Source organism: Bacillus fungorum (assembly GCF_002746455.1).
GTDB lineage: Bacteria > Bacillota > Bacilli > Bacillales > Bacillaceae_G > Bacillus_A > Bacillus_A fungorum.
The window spans coordinates 136,819-153,802 of sequence record NZ_NWUW01000009.1; the positions used below are offsets into that span (position 1 = coordinate 136,819).

At 35.9% G+C, this 16,984-nt stretch carries 16 protein-coding genes and 1 riboswitch; of the genes, 6 read left to right on the plus strand and 10 right to left on the minus strand.

From position 1 onward, the window contains the following. Window positions 1–230: 230 nt before the first annotated feature. The 4 genes from CO726_RS15350 (at window position 231) to CO726_RS15365 (ending at window position 2,683) form a co-directional block, all read left to right on the plus strand. Window positions 231–713 (plus strand): MarR family winged helix-turn-helix transcriptional regulator, encoded by a 483-nt coding sequence (locus CO726_RS15350; RefSeq protein WP_099684851.1) that lies wholly within the window; start codon window positions 231–233, stop codon window positions 711–713. Between the two features lie 75 nt (window positions 714–788). Next, complete coding sequence (locus CO726_RS15355) at window positions 789–1,970, plus strand: ArsA family ATPase (RefSeq protein ID WP_099684852.1); 1,182 nt, start codon at window positions 789–791, stop codon at window positions 1,968–1,970. Continuing rightward, on the plus strand, window positions 1,963–2,154 hold the full coding sequence (locus CO726_RS15360; RefSeq protein ID WP_136699655.1) for a DUF3926 domain-containing protein: 192 nt from the start codon (window positions 1,963–1,965) through the stop codon (window positions 2,152–2,154). The genes CO726_RS15355 and CO726_RS15360 overlap by 8 nt, the downstream gene beginning before the upstream one ends. A 61-nt stretch (window positions 2,155–2,215) precedes the next feature. After that, window positions 2,216–2,683, plus strand: coding sequence for an HXXEE domain-containing protein (locus CO726_RS15365; protein WP_136699660.1), 468 nt, complete (start codon window positions 2,216–2,218; stop codon window positions 2,681–2,683). 168 nt (window positions 2,684–2,851) lie between these two features. Here the strand turns inward: CO726_RS15365 and CO726_RS15370 are convergent, their stop codons facing one another. Genes CO726_RS15370 through CO726_RS15380 form a run of 3 tightly spaced genes read right to left on the minus strand, consistent with a single transcriptional unit; the run spans window position 2,852 to window position 5,402 of the window. Then, on the minus strand, window positions 2,852–3,706 hold the full coding sequence (locus tag CO726_RS15370; RefSeq protein ID WP_087951962.1) for a MetQ/NlpA family ABC transporter substrate-binding protein: 855 nt from the start codon (window positions 3,704–3,706) through the stop codon (window positions 2,852–2,854). A gap of 21 nt (window positions 3,707–3,727) precedes the next feature. Continuing rightward, window positions 3,728–4,393 (minus strand): methionine ABC transporter permease, encoded by a 666-nt coding sequence (locus tag CO726_RS15375; protein ID WP_001261872.1) that lies wholly within the window; start codon window positions 4,391–4,393, stop codon window positions 3,728–3,730. After that, window positions 4,383–5,402, minus strand: coding sequence for a methionine ABC transporter ATP-binding protein (locus tag CO726_RS15380; protein WP_098758384.1), 1,020 nt, complete (start codon window positions 5,400–5,402; stop codon window positions 4,383–4,385). Before CO726_RS15380 ends, CO726_RS15375 begins: the two co-directional genes overlap by 11 nt. 122 nt (window positions 5,403–5,524) lie before the next feature. Then, window positions 5,525–5,630: riboswitch (SAM riboswitch) on the minus strand. Between the two features lie 242 nt (window positions 5,631–5,872). Here CO726_RS15380 and CO726_RS15385 point away from each other — a divergent pair. Beyond that, a complete protein-coding gene (locus CO726_RS15385; protein ID WP_099684853.1) occupies window positions 5,873–6,436 on the plus strand; it encodes a cysteine hydrolase family protein in 564 nt (187 codons plus the stop codon). A 484-nt stretch (window positions 6,437–6,920) separates the two neighbouring features. On the opposite strand, the gene CO726_RS31810 is transcribed toward CO726_RS15385, so the two are convergent. From CO726_RS31810 to pcrB, 7 genes are all read right to left on the minus strand, one after another. Beyond that, window positions 6,921–7,070, minus strand: coding sequence for a hypothetical protein (locus tag CO726_RS31810; RefSeq protein WP_000521648.1), 150 nt, complete (start codon window positions 7,068–7,070; stop codon window positions 6,921–6,923). A 311-nt stretch (window positions 7,071–7,381) separates the two neighbouring features. Next, a complete protein-coding gene (gene pruA / locus CO726_RS15395; protein ID WP_000259554.1) occupies window positions 7,382–8,929 on the minus strand; it encodes an L-glutamate gamma-semialdehyde dehydrogenase in 1,548 nt (515 codons plus the stop codon). 152 nt (window positions 8,930–9,081) lie between these two features. Next, window positions 9,082–9,852, minus strand: a complete 771-nt coding sequence (locus CO726_RS15400; RefSeq protein ID WP_098758382.1) for a TSUP family transporter — start codon at window positions 9,850–9,852, stop codon at window positions 9,082–9,084. Window positions 9,853–9,947: 95 nt separating this feature from the next. Further along, window positions 9,948–11,141 carry a CamS family sex pheromone protein gene (locus CO726_RS15405; RefSeq protein ID WP_099684854.1) on the minus strand — a complete coding sequence of 398 codons (1,194 nt, stop codon included), beginning with the start codon at window positions 11,139–11,141 and terminating at the stop codon, window positions 9,948–9,950. A gap of 16 nt (window positions 11,142–11,157) precedes the next feature. After that, window positions 11,158–13,167, minus strand: coding sequence for an NAD-dependent DNA ligase LigA (ligA, locus tag CO726_RS15410; RefSeq protein WP_099684855.1), 2,010 nt, complete (start codon window positions 13,165–13,167; stop codon window positions 11,158–11,160). 15 nt (window positions 13,168–13,182) lie between these two features. Continuing rightward, window positions 13,183–15,426, minus strand: coding sequence for a DNA helicase PcrA (gene pcrA, locus CO726_RS15415; RefSeq protein ID WP_136699657.1), 2,244 nt, complete (start codon window positions 15,424–15,426; stop codon window positions 13,183–13,185). 12 nt (window positions 15,427–15,438) lie between these two features. After that, entirely contained in the window at window positions 15,439–16,128 is a 690-nt protein-coding gene (gene pcrB / locus CO726_RS15420; protein WP_000272090.1) for a heptaprenylglyceryl phosphate synthase, read from the minus strand. A gap of 338 nt (window positions 16,129–16,466) precedes the next feature. Between pcrB and CO726_RS15430 the strand changes: the two genes are divergently transcribed. Beyond that, the gene (locus tag CO726_RS15430; RefSeq protein WP_099684857.1) at window positions 16,467–16,844 is read left to right on the plus strand and encodes a YgaP family membrane protein; all 378 of its coding nucleotides are present in this window, start codon (window positions 16,467–16,469) and stop codon (window positions 16,842–16,844) included. Window positions 16,845–16,984: the final 140 nt, after the last annotated feature.

Here is a 16,984-nt window from a genome sequence, read left to right on the forward strand (position 1 = left end):
TTCTCCCCCTCGTTAGCTGTACATCCATTATAGATAAATATATTTACCATGATGGGTTTTTATGTAAATTCTAGTTTTATATTTATAAATCTATCATAAAAAAATACTATTTTAAAGTTAGTTTTCTGTCTAATCTGAAAAAAATAATTAAAACCATTGACATTTATTTCTATTCTACATAAAATAAAAATAAATATTACGAACCTCGAAATATACGGGAGTGGAAATAATTGTTGCAATATGAACATTTTTTAGACTTACTGCTAGATAACGCCAAGAAACTTTTTTATCCAGAAGAATGGGTAAGCCTAGATTTAACACTTTCTAAAACTGAAGTATTTTGTTTACTTTGGATGGAGCGAAATACAGATATTACAATGACAAAAATTGCTGATCTTCTTGATATACCGATGAGTACAACGACAGGTGTTGTAAATCGCCTTGTAAAAAAAGGATATATTGAACGCTATCGTGATGAAAACGACCGACGTATTGTATTCATTCGTTTAACAGAAAACGGCGTAATACTCGTTCAAGAAGTAAAACAAAATGCGGCCCATTACTTTAGCCTAGTGACAGAAGCATTATCAGAAGAAGAAAAAGCATTCTTACTACAAATCTTCCAAAAGATCATGAATCACATTGCTACGTCACAGCAAAAAACAGAAGAAAAGGTTTCTACACCTAAAATGAAAAACATTCCGATTGAATAAAACCCTATTAGGGTTTTTATTCAAAAAAATATTTCGTAATTCGTAATATTCGACACTCGAAACAAAGGGGATATAATGATGAGAATTATTTTGTATACAGGTAAAGGCGGCGTAGGAAAAACTAGCATTTCAGCAGCAACAGCACTTCAAAGCGCAAAACAAGGCTTAAAAACTTTAGTGATGAGCACAGACCCAGCCCATAGTTTAGGAGATTCATTTGGTATAAAGCTATCTTCTGAGCCATTAGAAATTCGTGAAAATTTATGGGCACAAGAAATTAATACGATTTATGAAATGGAAAAAGGCTGGGGGAAATTACAAAAATATATTACACTACTCTTCACTTCCAAAGCAGCTGATGATATTACAACAGAAGAATTAACGATGTTTCCTGGTATGGAAGACTTAATTAGCTTGCTTCGCGTACTCGATTATTATAAACAAAACACATATGATGTTATTATCATTGATTGTGCTCCAACAGGAGAAACATTAGCAATGCTCAGCTTTCCAGACATGCTCGGCTGGTGGATGGAAAAACTCTTTCCTATTAAAAGAAAAGTTTTAAAAGTTGTTCGCCCTGTAGCTCAACCACTTCTTGGTGTCCCCCTTCCAACCGATGATATTATGGACGAATTAACAAATACACTTGAACAGCTTGGAGAAATGAGAGATATTTTATCAAACCGAGAAATAACAAGTATCCGCATCGTTGTAAATCCCGAAAAAATGGTCATTAAAGAAGCTCAGCGTAGCTTTACTTATTTAAACTTATACGATTATAACGTAGATGCCATTATGATTAACCGCGTCATCCCTAATACTGTCACCGATCCTTACTTTCAAGCATGGAAAGATACCCAAAAGAAATATAAAACATTAATTCAAGATAGTTTTGATCCACTTCCTATTTACGAAGCTCCAATGTTTGAACAAGAAGTTGTTGGTTTACCTATGTTAGAACGCGTAGGAGATGCCTTATTTAAAACTGATCATTGTCCTACTGAAGTGAAATTTAACGGTCGCACTCAATATGTAAAAAAAGATGGCGATGAGTATATTTTCGTTCTGTCCATTCCCTTCTCAAACAAAAGTGAACTTGCATTAAATCAAAAAGGTGATGAGCTTATCATTCGTGCTGGTTCTGTAAAAAGGAACATCACATTACCCAAAACATTAACACACCTTTCTATTCAAGGAGCAAAATTCGAAGATGATGTACTAAACATTCGATTTGGAGGTGTCGTGCATGCGTGAGGAACTACTACGAAAACTAATTCGTACAAAAATAAAAGTCGGTATGAATATATTAGAAGAGTTACCTGCCCCAATCCAGCAATCAGTTAAGCAAATACTAAATATTTTGCAAGAGGAGCTAGCTAATTATCCGAAGGTACGGGAGCATCATGAAGATAATTTAAAAAGCATCATAATTGAATAACTATCTCTGTATAGATGGCCTTTTTAGGCTTTCTATACCTTTATTGGAGTGATGTAAGTTGATGAAAAAACATTCTACTATTATACCTTGGATCATTCCTTTATTATTTTTCATTCATAATCTTGAAGAATCTTTCCAAATGCCACAATATCTTGCTAATCAATTTTCAATTCATTTTATAACAAGTCGACGATTTTTCATTGCGATTTTCGTATTAACAATCTTTGTCTCACTTATCGTCTTTCTATATCAGCTAAACTTCTTTTCTTCTATATACTGGATTATCTTTATACAGGGGGCAATCTTATTTAACTCTGTTCAACATATTATTTTGTTTTTCATTTACCGTTCCTATAACCCTGGCGTAATATCCGCAGCTTTCATTGTCATCTTTTCTATTTTCTTTTTTTCATCCCAAAAACACTTCATTCATAAAAAGAAATTCATAATTACACTCGCTTTCAGCTTATTTTCTTATCCTATTATAATTTGGATTACCTTACTATTCGCTAGTTACTTTCATTCATAAAAAAAGACCAGGAAAAACTCCTGGTCCATTACTCTACTTAACGAACATTGGATTCTACGTTATACAGAATTGGAAGGTACAGAATTAGGGTTTGTTTGTTAAGTAGATTATATGTTGAACGAACTAACAGCGGAGGGGTTCCTTCTGTTAGTCCATTAAACCCAATCATTATTTTACGATTTTTTCAAGCTCATCAAGTGAAAGATCTACTGAAATGGAACCATCATTTGTTTCTTTCTTAATTGCATCTGTTACTTCTTTTGAATGATATAGTTCAATTACTTTTTTCAGTGTTGGATCATCTTTATCTTTCGTACGAGCTGCGAAAATATTAATATACGGCTTCGCATTTTCATTCTTTGGATCTTCTAAGAAAATTGGATCCTTCGCTGGGTCTAATCCAGCTTGACCAGCAACACCGTTATTAATAACTGAAGCTGCTACGTCTTTTAAAACACGAGGTGTTTGCTGTGCGATAACCGGTGTAATTTTTAACTTCTTCGGATTTTCAGCGATACCGCTTGGATCTCCAAATAGGCCAAAGTCTTTTTTTAGCTTTAATAAGCCTGCTGCATCAAGAAGTTTTAATGCACGTGCTTGGTTCGTTGGATCGTTTGGAATTGCAATTTCTGAACCATCTGGAATTTCATTTGCTTTCTTATGTTTTTCAGAGTATAAACCCATTGGTGCAATTTGCGTTGTACCAACAGCTGTAATATCTAGCTTATGCTCCTTTTTAAATTGTTCTAAGAATGCAATGTGCTGGAATGAGTTTAATTCAATATCTCCATCAGCTAACGCTTTATTTGGCGTTGTATAATCAGAGAACTCAACCAGTTTAATTTTAATTCCTTCTTTTTCAGCTTTTTTCTTTAAAATTTCCCAAGCGTCTCCATCCGTTCCAGTTACACCGACGCGAACTACTTTTTCTTTCGCTCCTGCCCCCGTGTCTCCACTTGAACAGCCGCTTAATGCTGAAACACCTACAATCGCTGATAATGCAAATGCTAAAATTTTCTTCATTTTCTTTTCCCCTCTTCCTTTTTATGATCTGCGTAAAAAGACTTTCGCAAAATAGTTTCCTAAATTTTGGGCTATCTGTACGAGAATAATAAGTAAAACGACCGTTACGAACATAACTGATGTATCAAAGCGTTGATAACCATATGTCATTGCTAAGTCACCAAGACCGCCACCACCGACAAGCCCAGCAACTGCAGAAAATTCAATTAAACCAACCGTCATAAATGTAACACCTAAAATTAATGGTGCTAACGCTTCTGGCACGAGAATTTCAAAAACAATTCTAAGTGGTGAAGCGCCCATTGCTTGAGCCGCTTCAATTACTCCTTTCGGAACAGACACAAGGTTTGTTTCAACCATTCTCGCAATACCAATTGATGCCACCAACGTCATTGGGAAAATTGCTGCTGCTGTTCCAATCGTCGTTCCAATTACGCTTCTTGTTAACGGGCTTAAAGCTACTAAAAAGATAATGAATGGAACAGGACGAATTGTATTAATAATGATATTAAGAATAGAAAAAACCCATTTATTTTCTAAAAAGTTTCCTTTTCGTGTTACATACAATAGTAAACCTAGAGGTATACCAAGAATTGTAGCGAATATAAGGGTTACGATTACCATTAAGAGGGTATCCCCCGTCGCATCTAGTATGCGCGGCCAAAATATACTCCAATCAACTCGCATGAGCTGCTACCTCCTTCAGCTGCACTTGCAGTCTTAGATGTTGTAATGCTTTTTGGATTTCCTTCTGTTCACCTTGCAATTCTACAAGAAGATTTCCAAATAGCACATTTTGAAGTTCAATAATATTTCCATAAAGAACGTTTACATCGACGTTATAGTTTTTCGCGATATATGACAGTACTGGTTGACCTGTTTCCTCACCAGTAAATGTTAAGCGATAAATCTGTCCTCCGTTTTGAATTTTCGCTAAAACACTTTCCGGTAAATGATCATTAATAACAGAACGTACAAAGTTTTGAGTCGTCTTTGTTTTCGGTTGTGTGAAAACATCAAACAGTTTTCCTTCTTCAATAACTTTTCCTTTCTCCATTACAGCTACACGGTGACAAATTTCTTTCACAACATGCATTTCATGTGTAATAAGAAGAATTGTTACATTGTATTCTCGATTTACTTTCTTTAATAAGTTTAGAATTTCTGTCGTTGTTTCTGGATCTAAAGCTGATGTTGCCTCATCACATATAAGAATATCTGGCGATGTTGCAAGCGCTCTAGCAATACCAACACGCTGCTTTTGTCCACCTGATAGCTGCTCTGGATAATAGTTTGCTTTATCTTCTAACCCTACAAACTTGAGCAGTTCATTTACTCTTTCTTTTATCTCATTCTTTGGCACTTTCGCTAACTTTAATGGATACGCAATATTCCCAAACACTGTTCTTGAATTAAATAAATTAAAACTTTGAAAAATCATCCCGATTCTTTGTCTTAATTTCCGTAATTCTTTCGTTGATAATGAGGTAATATCTTTATCATCTATTGAAATCGTCCCTGCCGTTGGTCTCTCTAACATGTTTACCAGGCGTAATAACGTACTCTTTCCAGCTCCACTAAAACCGATAATGCCAAAAATTTCGCCTTTCTCAACAGATAACGTTACATCCTCCACCGCATGAACAGATTGCCCACCCGATTCATATACTTTACTTACATTGTTAAAAGAAATCATTTTTCCCCTCCTATATGCTGTAAAAACTTGAAGTAGAGCTTTCTAGGTAAAATAAAAAGTGCTCTCCTTCTTATCAACCATAAAGATAAGAAGGAGAGCACTTATATGTACTCGTTCACATCTTCTCATCTTCCAAGCCATTCATAGGCTTGCTGGAGTTAGCACGGTATTAAAAAACCCGTTGCTGAGGTATCGTAGGGCCAGTCCCTCCACCTCTCTGGATAAGAATGTATCGATTTAATTGTCGTTTAATTAATTCCTATTATAGAACTCAGAATAATGAGAGTCAACATATTTTTCGAAAAAGTTTTAATTGTTTCTTTATTAAAACTTCCAAATGAAAATTCATGAGAAAATAGCAATTTTAAAAGTTATGTAAAATTCCCCTCTCGCATATTTTTAAAAAGGATAATCTTCTCTACTAATTGAATAACATTATTTGAATATGAAACTTGGAGGAAGATAAATATATGAAAACAGCCCTTTTACTCATTGATATTCAAAATGATTATTTTCCAAATGGAAAGATGGAATTGCGTAATCCAGTAGAAGCAAGCGAATATGCTAGTCAGCTACTACAACTCTTTAGAACGAAAAACGAACCTATTTTTCATATCCAACATGTAGCAATAAAAGATGACGCTACTTTCTTCCTACCAAATACAGAAGGCGTACATATTCATGAAAGCGTACGCCCACTTAGAGAAGAAACCGTTATACTCAAACATTATCCAAATAGTTTTCGCGAAACTAATCTTCTAGAACAATTACAACGTTTAGCTATTAAGCACGTCGTCATATGCGGGATGATGACTCATATGTGTATTGATGCTACCGTAAGGGCTGCTTTTGATTTTGGCTTGCATTGTACTGTTATACATGATGCTTGTACTACAAAAGATCTTTCTTTTAAGAATGCCACTATACCAGCCGTTTATATTCATAACACAATTTTGGCTAGTTTAAATGGCGTATATGCAAATGTAATGAGTACAGAGGAGTTTTTAGCTACAAAAAAACACTCCCTTCAGTGAGCAAAACCGAAAAGAGTGTTTCTTGTCAAACCATAGATTTTCTTTCAAATTGTATTATACAGGAAATCCTTAAAATGAATACTAAAAAATGTGACTAATAAGTCAACTTTTCTCGTTGTTTTGTTTCTATTTACATGTTTATCCCGTTATTAATAGGTTTTAGCAAGTTCTAACTAACAAATGGTAATATGCGGTAATCCTTCCAATTCAAATTAACTAGTTTCCTCTAGTGTAAGTTAAAGTGTAAATGGCCATTGAAAAATCAAGCCTGTATCTTCAATAGCCATTTCCTTTTCGATATAGCCTCTATTATTTGTTGTATCTTTAAAATAACGTTTAATCAACAACAGGTTTATGTGTAGCACAATAGAACATAAACTACTGATGTATATATATTTGAACGCTGAATAACTTACCTATTTTCTTGTGTTTAGTTGCACCATATACAAAAAATTTCGAGAAACACGATTAAAAACGTAACATATTATTTATCTGTTTGTTTTTGCTTCTTTTTCAAATACTCCGCACGCAATTTTTCAATTTGCTGCTTTTTATCAAATTTGACAGGCGTCTGTTTTTCATGAAACTTTGCGACAGCTACCTGGCCTTTGTAATCCAATTGATATTTTCCCACTTTGTTCACCTACTTTTCTTGTCTTTAAAGAGAATTTATTCAACAAATATAATATACCTTATTTTACTGAAGTAAACCTTATTACTTTATTGTTTATTAATTTTAGCTTAGTGGAAAATGAAAAAACGTATATAAAGTGCAACTTTAATCAGCCTTCACCAATCAGGCTTTTACGGGCTGCCCGGCAAATAGCGGGATAAAATAGACAATATATAATTAATTTGCAGACCAATTTATGCTTCAATCCACATATAGAAAGTTTTTCAAAAAAAGAGATCTTCGCAGACTGCGAAGATCTCTTCTACTATTTCTTATAAAGTTTCAGAAGTAGTTTTTGCTTGCATGTGAAGTGCTAAGTAGTCAGGGCCACCAGCTTTAGAGTCTGTACCAGACATGTTAAAGCCACCGAATGGTTGGTATCCTACAATTGCACCAGTACATCCACGGTTGAAGTATAAGTTACCTACGTGGAAGTCTTCACGTGCTTTTTCAATATGGTCACGGTTGTTAGAGATAACTGCTCCTGTTAAACCGTATTCTGTATTGTTTGCAATTGCAAGTGCATGGTCAAAGTCTTTTGCTTTACAGAATGCTACTACTGGTCCGAAGATTTCTTCTTTCATTAAGCGAGCATCTTCTGCAACGTCAGCAACGATTGTTGGTTGGATGAACCAGCCTTTAGAATCGTCTCCTTCACCACCTGCTAAGATTCTACCTTCTTCTTTACCAATTGCAACATAGCTCATTACTTTATCGAATGCAGCTTGGTCATTAACAGGGCCCATGTTTGTACCTAATACAGCTGGGTTAGCAACTGTTAATTCTTTCGTTAATTCAACAGCACGATTTAATACGTGATCGTATACATCTTCGTGGATTACTGCACGAGAACATGCAGAACATTTTTGTCCTGAGAATCCGAATGCTGATGCAACGATAGATTTAGCTGCTAATTCAAGATCCGCTTCTTTATCAACAACGATTGTATCTTTACCACCCATTTCAGCGATAACGCGTTTTAACCAAATTTGGCCTGGGTTTACTTTCGCTGCGCGCTCATAAATACGGATACCTACATCACGAGATCCAGTGAAGCTCACGAAACGTGTACGAGGGTGATCTACTAAGTAGTCACCAACTTCAGAACCATTACCTGGTACGAAGTTTACTACGCCAGCTGGTAAGCCAGCTTCTTCTAATACTTCCATGAATTTCGCAGCTACTACAGGAGTTGTACTAGCTGGTTTTAGTAATACTGTGTTACCAGAAACTAAAGCAGCTGTTGTCATACCTGCCATAATTGCGAATGGGAAGTTCCAAGGAGAAATGATAACACCTACTCCTAATGGAATGTAAGAGAAACGATTATATTCAATTGGACGGCTTTCTACTGGAATTCCGTCTTTTAATTTCAACATTTGACGACCATAATATTCCATAAAATCGATTGCTTCTGCTGTATCAGCATCTGCCTCATTCCATGGTTTACCTGCTTCTTTTACAAGAATAGCAGAAAATTCATGTTTTCTACGACGAACGATTGCTGCAGCACGGAATAAAATGTCTGCACGCATTTCTGGTTTTGACTTTCTCCAAGTTTGGAATGTTTCATCCGCTACTTGCATTGCTTTTTCAGCTAACTCACGGCTTGCTTTTGAAACGCGACCAACAAGTTCCTCTTTATTTGCAGGGTTTACAGAAACAATTTTGTCTTCTGTAGTGATTTTTTCTCCCCCAATAATTAATGGATAGTCTTGTCCAAGATAAGATTCTACTTTCTTTAAACCTTCTTCAAACGCTAATTTGTTAGCCTCTACTGAAAAATCTGTAAATGGCTCATGTTTGTATGCTACTACCATTCTTTTTAGCCTCCCCTTAGAAAAACGTTTACATTTTACAACATTATTCTACACGATAATTTAGATTTATTCAAATATTCCTAGACTTATATTTTAAAAATTAATTAATTTTTAAAATATAATAAAAAATAGAGTTATACATACGTATAACTCTACAAAATATGAGTATATTCCAAAATGTTTTTGCCGATTAATAAAATAGTTACTAATAAAAACAAAGTCCTTACATATCCAACACCTTTTTGAACTGCAAACTTCGATCCAAAATAAGCACCCAAAATCATCGATAATCCCATAATAATACCGTATTCAAAATGAATTACGTCTAAAAATAGAAAAGTAATTAACGATACGATATTACTAACAAAGTTCAAAAGTTTTCCAGATGCTGCCGCTTGAATAAAATCCAAGCCAATTAATAAAAATGCAAAAATTAAAAAGGATCCTGTCCCTGGTCCAAAAAATCCATCGTAAAACCCTATCATTAAAATAACAAAGAAAAATATTAATGTTTTTCTTTTCGTCATCTTCTTATAGGTAGATACACTTCCCCAATCCTTTTTCGCAATAATATAAATGGCAATAAACACCAACATCACAAGCACTAACGGACGTAAAATATCCGGTGGAATAAACTTTACTACTAAAGCACCTGCGACTGCTCCTATAACAGTTAACGGGATTAACTTTCCTACAATTTTAAAATCGACCTTTCCCGATCGAATAAAGTAAATCGCACTCGTAAACGTCCCCATCGTTGCAGCTAATTTATTCGTTGCAATTGCCGAAGCTGGTGGTAAACCAACAAACATAAGTGCCGGAAGCGAAATTAATCCTCCACCGCCAACAACTGAATCAATAAAAGCTGCTAAAAAGCCGAATGCAATTAATAAAATAATGACTTGAAAACTTAATTCGTCCATGCGCTTTACCCCTTACCCCATTATTTATAACATTTTAAATTATAACAAAATTTTTCAAGAAAAAAAGCCGTTCCATAAAGGAACGGCCCTTCTATTTAATCTAAAATTTTCACAAACGGTTCATCTTGCTTCGCTTCACGTATAATAATCGCTTCTGGACGCTCTACAGATTTAATCGTTACTTGTACTTTCATATAATTCGGGAAGTATTCCATAACAAGCCCGGCTACATATTGTGTAAAGCCAATTATTTCTGCTTTCCCATTAAACTGGACAGGAATATCAAGCTTTATTTCTCTTAATTCATCGTCTCTATACATACCAGTACCGATAACAGCTGTATAGTCACCTTGGAAATAATCGCTTAATTTTGCCTTGAAGTTTGATACTCTCGCCAAGTCTTCACGTTTATTATCTGTTTTCGCTTGTTCAGATGGGAACAAATAATATTTCTCATTAATTTGTTTCCAGTCCTCAACCGTTTCGCTTCCTTTTTCGACATTCGCATAAGAAACAAAGTTACCTGGTACGAGTGAAGACTTCGGAGCCTGACGATAAATTGCAAATGTTATCGGAAGGTTTTTTGTTTCAGCATCTTGTTGATGCATAACTTTCAAGATTTCTTGCGCCATTTTTTTCCCTTCAGCTAACATTTTTTCATTCGAGATTGTAGCTTCACGCGGGTAACCATGTTCTTCCTCGTAATAATGAACCGAATTCATCGCTAATCCAACTACAATCCCGCTACGCTCACCTTTGTCGCCTTTGTTCACATAATAATCATGCTCTAAAATATTTGAAATATATATTGGATTTTTTTTATTTTTCACTTCTAGTGATTCGGATCCTGCACCTAATGCAGGATTTAACCCTATGTTCGGGAATTTAACCGCATCTTTTTTTAATGTATCTTCTAGTTCCTTTTGTTCTACATCTGTACGTTTTCTTTTAACAAGCATCTGTATATACTGAGTATTTAGGGACTTTCCGCCTTTTAAAACATTATCTTTCGTACTAAATGATTCTTTCGCAATACGCATTAATCCTGTTTCAAATTCATCTATATCAAGACGATTACTTACTCCTTGTACAACTAAGCCACGTGCCTTTCCTCCATCAAATGGAATAGTCGTCTTATAATATTCATCCGAAATAGAGTAATTCGGGACGATTGCTTGCTCTTTTGCTTTCCCCGATTTCTCAACCACTTTTTCATCTTTATCGGCACCTGCACTACACCCACTTACAAGTAGACTAAGGCTTAATACCGCTAATGCTATTTTTTTCATGGTAAGTTTGCACCTCTTACTTATTTAGCTCTTGTAAGAACCTCTCTTCATTCCAAACCTCAACATTATGCTTCTCAGCTTGTGCTAATTTCGAACCTGCCGCTTCACCTGCAACAACTAAATCCGTACTCTTACTAACACTTCCTGTTACTTTTCCACCTAATGCCTCAATCTTCTTCTTCGCTTCACTACGCCCCATAACTTCTAATTTCCCTGTTAAAACGACAGTTTTTCCTGCGAAGTACGACTCAACATTTTGTAAATCAGCAATTTTTATACCTTTGTATGCCATATTCACGCCATACTCTTTAAATTGTTGTAATAACTCTAATACGTCTTCATTATCAAAATACGTCACGACGGATTGAGCCATTTTTTCACCAATTTCATTAATTGCTTTTAGTTCTTCTTCCGTTGCCTTCACAAGTGCATCCATCGTTTCGAAATGCTCTGCAAATGTACGTGCTGCTTTCGCTCCGACATGGCGAATACCAAGACCGAATAATAATCGTTCTAATGAGTTTTCTTTAGAATTCTCAATTGCTTGCACTAAATTCGTTGCTGATTTTTCTCCAAATCGTTCTAACTGTAATAATTGCTCTTTCGTCAACGAATATAAATCAGCAAATGTACGAATATAATCAGCATCAAAGAGTTGTGTAATGACACGTTCTCCAAGTCCATCAATATTCATTGCATTTCTTGAAACGAAATGGATTAACCCTTCTCGAATTTGAGCAGGACAAGTTGGATTTATACAACGAAGTGCTACCTCTTCTTCTAAACGAACTAGTTCACTCTCACATGCTGGGCAATGCGTTGGCATATGATATTCTTCTTCCTCACCAGTACGCTTATCGAAAATAACATTCACAACTTCAGGAATAATATCTCCGGCCTTCTTCACAACAACGTAGTCACCAATTCGAATATCTTTTTCACGAATTAAATCTTCGTTATGTAAAGAAGCACGACGAACGATAGTACCAGCCACTCGTACTGGCTCTAGCTCTGCAGTCGGTGTTACAACCCCTGTACGCCCAACACTTAATTCAATGCCTGTTAATCTTGTTACAACTTCTTCCGCCGGGAATTTATAAGCAATTGCCCATCTTGGACTCTTTGCTGTAGTTCCTAAACTTTCTTGAAGGGCAACATCATCTACTTTTATAACGATTCCATCAATCTCATAATCAAGATGCGGACGTTTTTCTTGCCATTCTTCTACATAAGCTATAACTTCTTCGATTGTTTCACATGTACGACGATTTGGATTTGTTTTGAACCCAAGTTCACCTAAGAAATCAAGCGATTCACTATGTGATGGAATTGTTTTTTCTTCTACATTCGCAAGACCGTACACAAACATAGACAAGTTACGCTTCGCTGCAATTTTCGGATCAAGTTGGCGTATTGAACCTGCTGCCGCATTACGCGGATTCGCAAATACATCTTCACCATTTTGCTCTTTCTCTTCATTTAACTTAACGAATGAACGCTTAGGCATATAAGCTTCGCCTCGTGCTTCTAACGTTACTTCTTCATTTAAACGAAGTGGAATTGCTTTAATCGTCTTTAAATTTTGGGTAATATCTTCACCTGTTACACCATCACCACGTGTTGCCCCTTGAATGAAGCGTCCTTTTTCATAATGAAGCGAAACAGCAAGTCCGTCAATTTTTAATTCGCATATATATCTTACATTCGCACCATCAATTCCTTGACGTACTCGTCGGTCAAAATCACGTAAATCTCCTTCGTTAAATGCATTTCCTAAACTTAACATCGGTGACTTATGTGTTACTTTTTCAAATATATCAAGAACAGTCCCCCCAACACGAATAGAGGGAGAATCTTCACTCATAAACTCTGGATTCTCTGCTTCTAATTTTATAAGCTCCTGCATATTACGGTCGTACTCCGCATCAGAAACAGAAGGATTGTCTAATACGTGATATTGATAGTTAAATGTATTTAACAAATCACGTAGTTCTTCTATACGTTTTTTTGCTATCTCTTTTGACATATCCTCATTCCTTTCCTATTGTTTCGTCACAGGTGCAAATTTTGCTAACAAACGTTTAACACCAATTGGGCTTGGGAACGCAATATCTAATTCTTTTGCATCACCTTCACCTTTTACACTTACAACTGTACCGACTCCCCATTTTTGGTGGGAAGCTTTATCGCCTACTGCCCAGCCGATTTGTTCGCCGCCCGTCGTCTTAGCTGCAGGACGCACGAAAGCTGAGCGAGAACGTGTTGTAGTTGTCGTTTTACTGCTACTTGCTGTTCTTCCTTTTGCACCAAACGAAGTTTCACGCTTCGGCGCTGTTTCATTTAATGATTCCACTAGTTCTGTCGGGATTTCTGTAATAAATCGAGATGCGGCATTCATACTTGTTCTACCAAATAAAGTACGCATTTGTGCATTGGATAAATACAACTCTTCTTCCGCACGAGTAATACCTACATAAGCAAGACGACGTTCTTCTTGCATTTCATCTTCTTCCATTAGAGAACGAGTATGCGGGAATATTCCTTCCTCTAAACCAACAATAAAGACAACTGGGAATTCTAATCCTTTCGCTGAGTGCATCGTCATTAAAATAACTTCCTCACCAGCAGTTGGGTCTTCATCTACACGATCAATATCTGCAACAAGTGCTAAGTCTGTTAAGAATGCAACAAGGCTCTTATCTTCGCTTTGAGATTCAAATGTTTGCGTAACAGATAAAAACTCATCTAAGTTCTCTAGACGACCTTCCGCTTCTAACGTACGCTCATTTTTCAACATATCGCGATAGCCTGTTTTTTCAATAACTTCTTCTACCAATTCTGTAACAGATAAATACTCTTGCATATTTACCCAGTTGTGTAATAAACCTGCGAATTCTTTTACTGCCTTTGTAACCTTTGCACTTACTCCAACATGCTCAATCTCATCGAATACAGCTGTTAATGAAATTCCATTTTGTACACCGTAATTAATAATTTTGTCGATAGAAGTCGCACCAATTCCGCGCTTTGGCACGTTAATAATACGTGCGAAACTAATCTCATCATCTGGATTCCCAATTAAGCGTAAATACGCCAAAATGTCTTTAATCTCTTTACGATCGTAGAACTTCGTTCCGCCAACAATTTTGTAAGGAATATTAGATTTCAGGAAAATCTCCTCGACCATACGAGACTGCGCATTTGTACGATATAACACTGCAAAATCAGTATATTTTCGTTTTCCCATTTGAATATCGTCACGAATTTTTTTCGCAACAAAGTATGCTTCGTCTTTTTCCGTTGCAGCACGATAGTACGAGATTTTGCTTCCAACTTGATTGTCTGTCCATAATTTCTTCGGTTTACGATTCGTATTTTTTTCAATTACAGCATTCGCTGCATTTAAAATATTTTGTGACGAACGATAGTTTTGTTCTAACAGAATAACTTGCGCATTCTCATAGTCTTTTTCGAATGACAAAATGTTAGATATGTCCGCACCACGCCAGCGATAAATCGACTGATCTGAGTCACCTACAACGCATAAGTTTTTAAAACGTGCTGCTAAATGTTTAACAAGAAGGTACTGCGCTTTGTTCGTATCTTGATACTCATCCACGTGAATATACTGGAATTTACGCTGATAAAACTCTAGTACTTCTGGAACACGTTCAAATAGCTGAATCGTTGTCATAATTAAATCATCAAAGTCCAATGAGTTATTTTTCAGAAGGCGTTTTTGGTATTCTGTATATACATCGCTTGTTAATTTTTCATATGGATCAGCGATTGTAATTTTTTTTGCATAGTTATCTGCAGATAACAATTCATTTTTCGCATTACTAATACCGGCTAAAATAGAGCGCGGCTCAAATTTCTTCGGATCAATATTACGCTCTTTCATAATTTTTTTGACTACAGTTAACTGATCGCCTGAATCTAAGATTGTAAAGTTACGATTAATACCAATACGATCGATATCACGTCGTAAAATACGTACACACATAGAGTGGAACGTAGAAATCCAAATATCTTCTGCTTCTGGTCCGACAAGTGTATCAATACGCTCACGCATTTCACGAGCAGCTTTATTTGTAAAGGTAATAGCTAGTACATTCCATGGTGCTACACCTTTTTCACCAAGTAAATACGCAATACGATGTGTTAACACACGTGTTTTACCACTACCTGCACCTGCCATTAATAGAAGTGGTCCGTTCGTTATTTGTACTGCTTTTTGTTGCTGCGGATTTAAACCATTTAATAACTTATCTGTCATACCCATATACGCCTGCACCTACTCTCCTTTTACTGCTTTAACTGTTTTTAACGCTGCTTTTATATCATCATAAATAATATTTCCAACAACTACCGTATCAGCATATTGCGCCATTTCTTTTGCTTGCTCTGCATTAGAAATACCGCCGCCATAATATAATTTTGCTTGCTTCAATTCTGCTTTTACATTTTTAACAAGTTCAACGTCTCCATACGTACCGCTATATTCTAAATAAAATATCGGTAAACGTAATAGCTTGTCTGCTAAACGCGCGTATGCAATCACATCATCTTCTGTTACATCACATTTTGCATCTGTAAGCTGTGCTACTTTCGCTTCAGGATTTAAAACACAATACCCTTCCATGAAAATTTCGTCCCAATCCATAATATCCCCAAATTCTTTCAAAGCCTCATGATGAACGCCTGTTACCCATTCTACCTTTCGGCTATTTAAAACGCTTGGGATATAATAAAAATCAAATCCTGGTGTAATTGCTTCTACATCAGAAACCTCTAACACACAAGGAACCGCATATCTACGAATGCTAACTAGCATATGTAGTACATTATCAATTGTCACTCCATCACTTCCGCCTACAATAACAGCATCTGTTCCAGACTCACAAATCATTTCTAAATGTTCGTCACTTAGCTCCTTATTTGGATCAAGCTTAAATACATGTTTCCACCCGGAAATATCGTACATGAAAACACCCTTTCTTTTCTCTAGTTATATATATTTCTGTTCAAAATAACAGTTTATTTTCATCATTATTGTTTTAACTTCATCTTAAATATTTGTTTCAAACGGAGAATTAAGTTTGGAATTTCCTCTTCCACATTTTTTCAAACGAGAGGATTTAATTTTGCACTTCCTTTTATGCATTCTTTCATTATAACAAAAAAAGCTACTTACACACACGCACAATCCAACATCTTTTTCCACGTCAAATGTTGGATTACATATCCCAAAAATCAAACGGGATACTAATAAGAGAAATAGTATTATCTATTTCAACTTTCATAAAAAGGAGTGTTTTTCTAATGAAGCAAAATATCGGTACAATAAATGCCCTAATTCGAATTACACTCGGACTTGTCCTCTTCGGTTGTAGTGCAACGAAACTCGTACGCAAGCCTTGGTGCATTTGGTCTAACATTTTGCTATGGGTTGGTGCAATGAAAATTGCAGAGGGAATTGTTCGTTTCTGCCCTGTTGTTGAAATGTGGAAATTCGGAAAATACATGAACATGGGGGCATTTAAAATGCCTAGCATGAATTTTGCTGAAAAGGGACATACTAAAGAAGAAGTGAATCAAACTTCCAATCACGACAAACCACAGTCAAATGGAAGTTATGACGCTTCTGACAAAGAGATTGAGTCAGCGATTGAAGATATAATCCTGGCAAAACCGCTTTGAATCATTTGTCACGATGTAAGATGCTCTCAAAGAGACTTAGCTGCTGCAGTGGGCGGTTAAGTCTTCTTTATTTTACCACAAAACAGAACGTACATTCTTATTTTGAACATTAAAATAGACCTAATCAATAAATTTCAGAA

Excerpts from the sequence above, each read along its gene's own strand:
- pruA (WP_000259554.1), bottom strand. The coding sequence starts at position 8,929 with ATGGTAGTAGCATACAAACATGAGCCATTTACAGATTTTTCAGTAGAG.
- CO726_RS15355 (WP_099684852.1), top strand. The coding sequence starts at position 789 with ATGATGAGAATTATTTTGTATACAGGTAAAGGCGGCGTAGGAAAAACT.
- CO726_RS15380 (WP_098758384.1), bottom strand. The coding sequence starts at position 5,402 with ATGATTTCTTTTAACAATGTAAGTAAAGTATATGAATCGGGTGGGCAA.
- CO726_RS15385 (WP_099684853.1), top strand. The coding sequence starts at position 5,873 with ATGAAAACAGCCCTTTTACTCATTGATATTCAAAATGATTATTTTCCA.
- CO726_RS15370 (WP_087951962.1), bottom strand. The coding sequence starts at position 3,706 with ATGAAGAAAATTTTAGCATTTGCATTATCAGCGATTGTAGGTGTTTCA.
- CO726_RS15430 (WP_099684857.1), top strand. The coding sequence starts at position 16,467 with ATGAAGCAAAATATCGGTACAATAAATGCCCTAATTCGAATTACACTC.
- CO726_RS15360 (WP_136699655.1), top strand. The coding sequence starts at position 1,963 with ATGCGTGAGGAACTACTACGAAAACTAATTCGTACAAAAATAAAAGTC.
- pcrA (WP_136699657.1), bottom strand. The coding sequence starts at position 15,426 with ATGGGTATGACAGATAAGTTATTAAATGGTTTAAATCCGCAGCAACAA.
- CO726_RS15400 (WP_098758382.1), bottom strand. The coding sequence starts at position 9,852 with ATGGACGAATTAAGTTTTCAAGTCATTATTTTATTAATTGCATTCGGC.
- pcrB (WP_000272090.1), bottom strand. The coding sequence starts at position 16,128 with ATGTACGATATTTCCGGGTGGAAACATGTATTTAAGCTTGATCCAAAT.
- CO726_RS15405 (WP_099684854.1), bottom strand. The coding sequence starts at position 11,141 with ATGAAAAAAATAGCATTAGCGGTATTAAGCCTTAGTCTACTTGTAAGT.
- ligA (WP_099684855.1), bottom strand. The coding sequence starts at position 13,167 with ATGTCAAAAGAGATAGCAAAAAAACGTATAGAAGAACTACGTGATTTG.
- CO726_RS15375 (WP_001261872.1), bottom strand. The coding sequence starts at position 4,393 with ATGCGAGTTGATTGGAGTATATTTTGGCCGCGCATACTAGATGCGACG.
- CO726_RS15365 (WP_136699660.1), top strand. The coding sequence starts at position 2,216 with ATGAAAAAACATTCTACTATTATACCTTGGATCATTCCTTTATTATTT.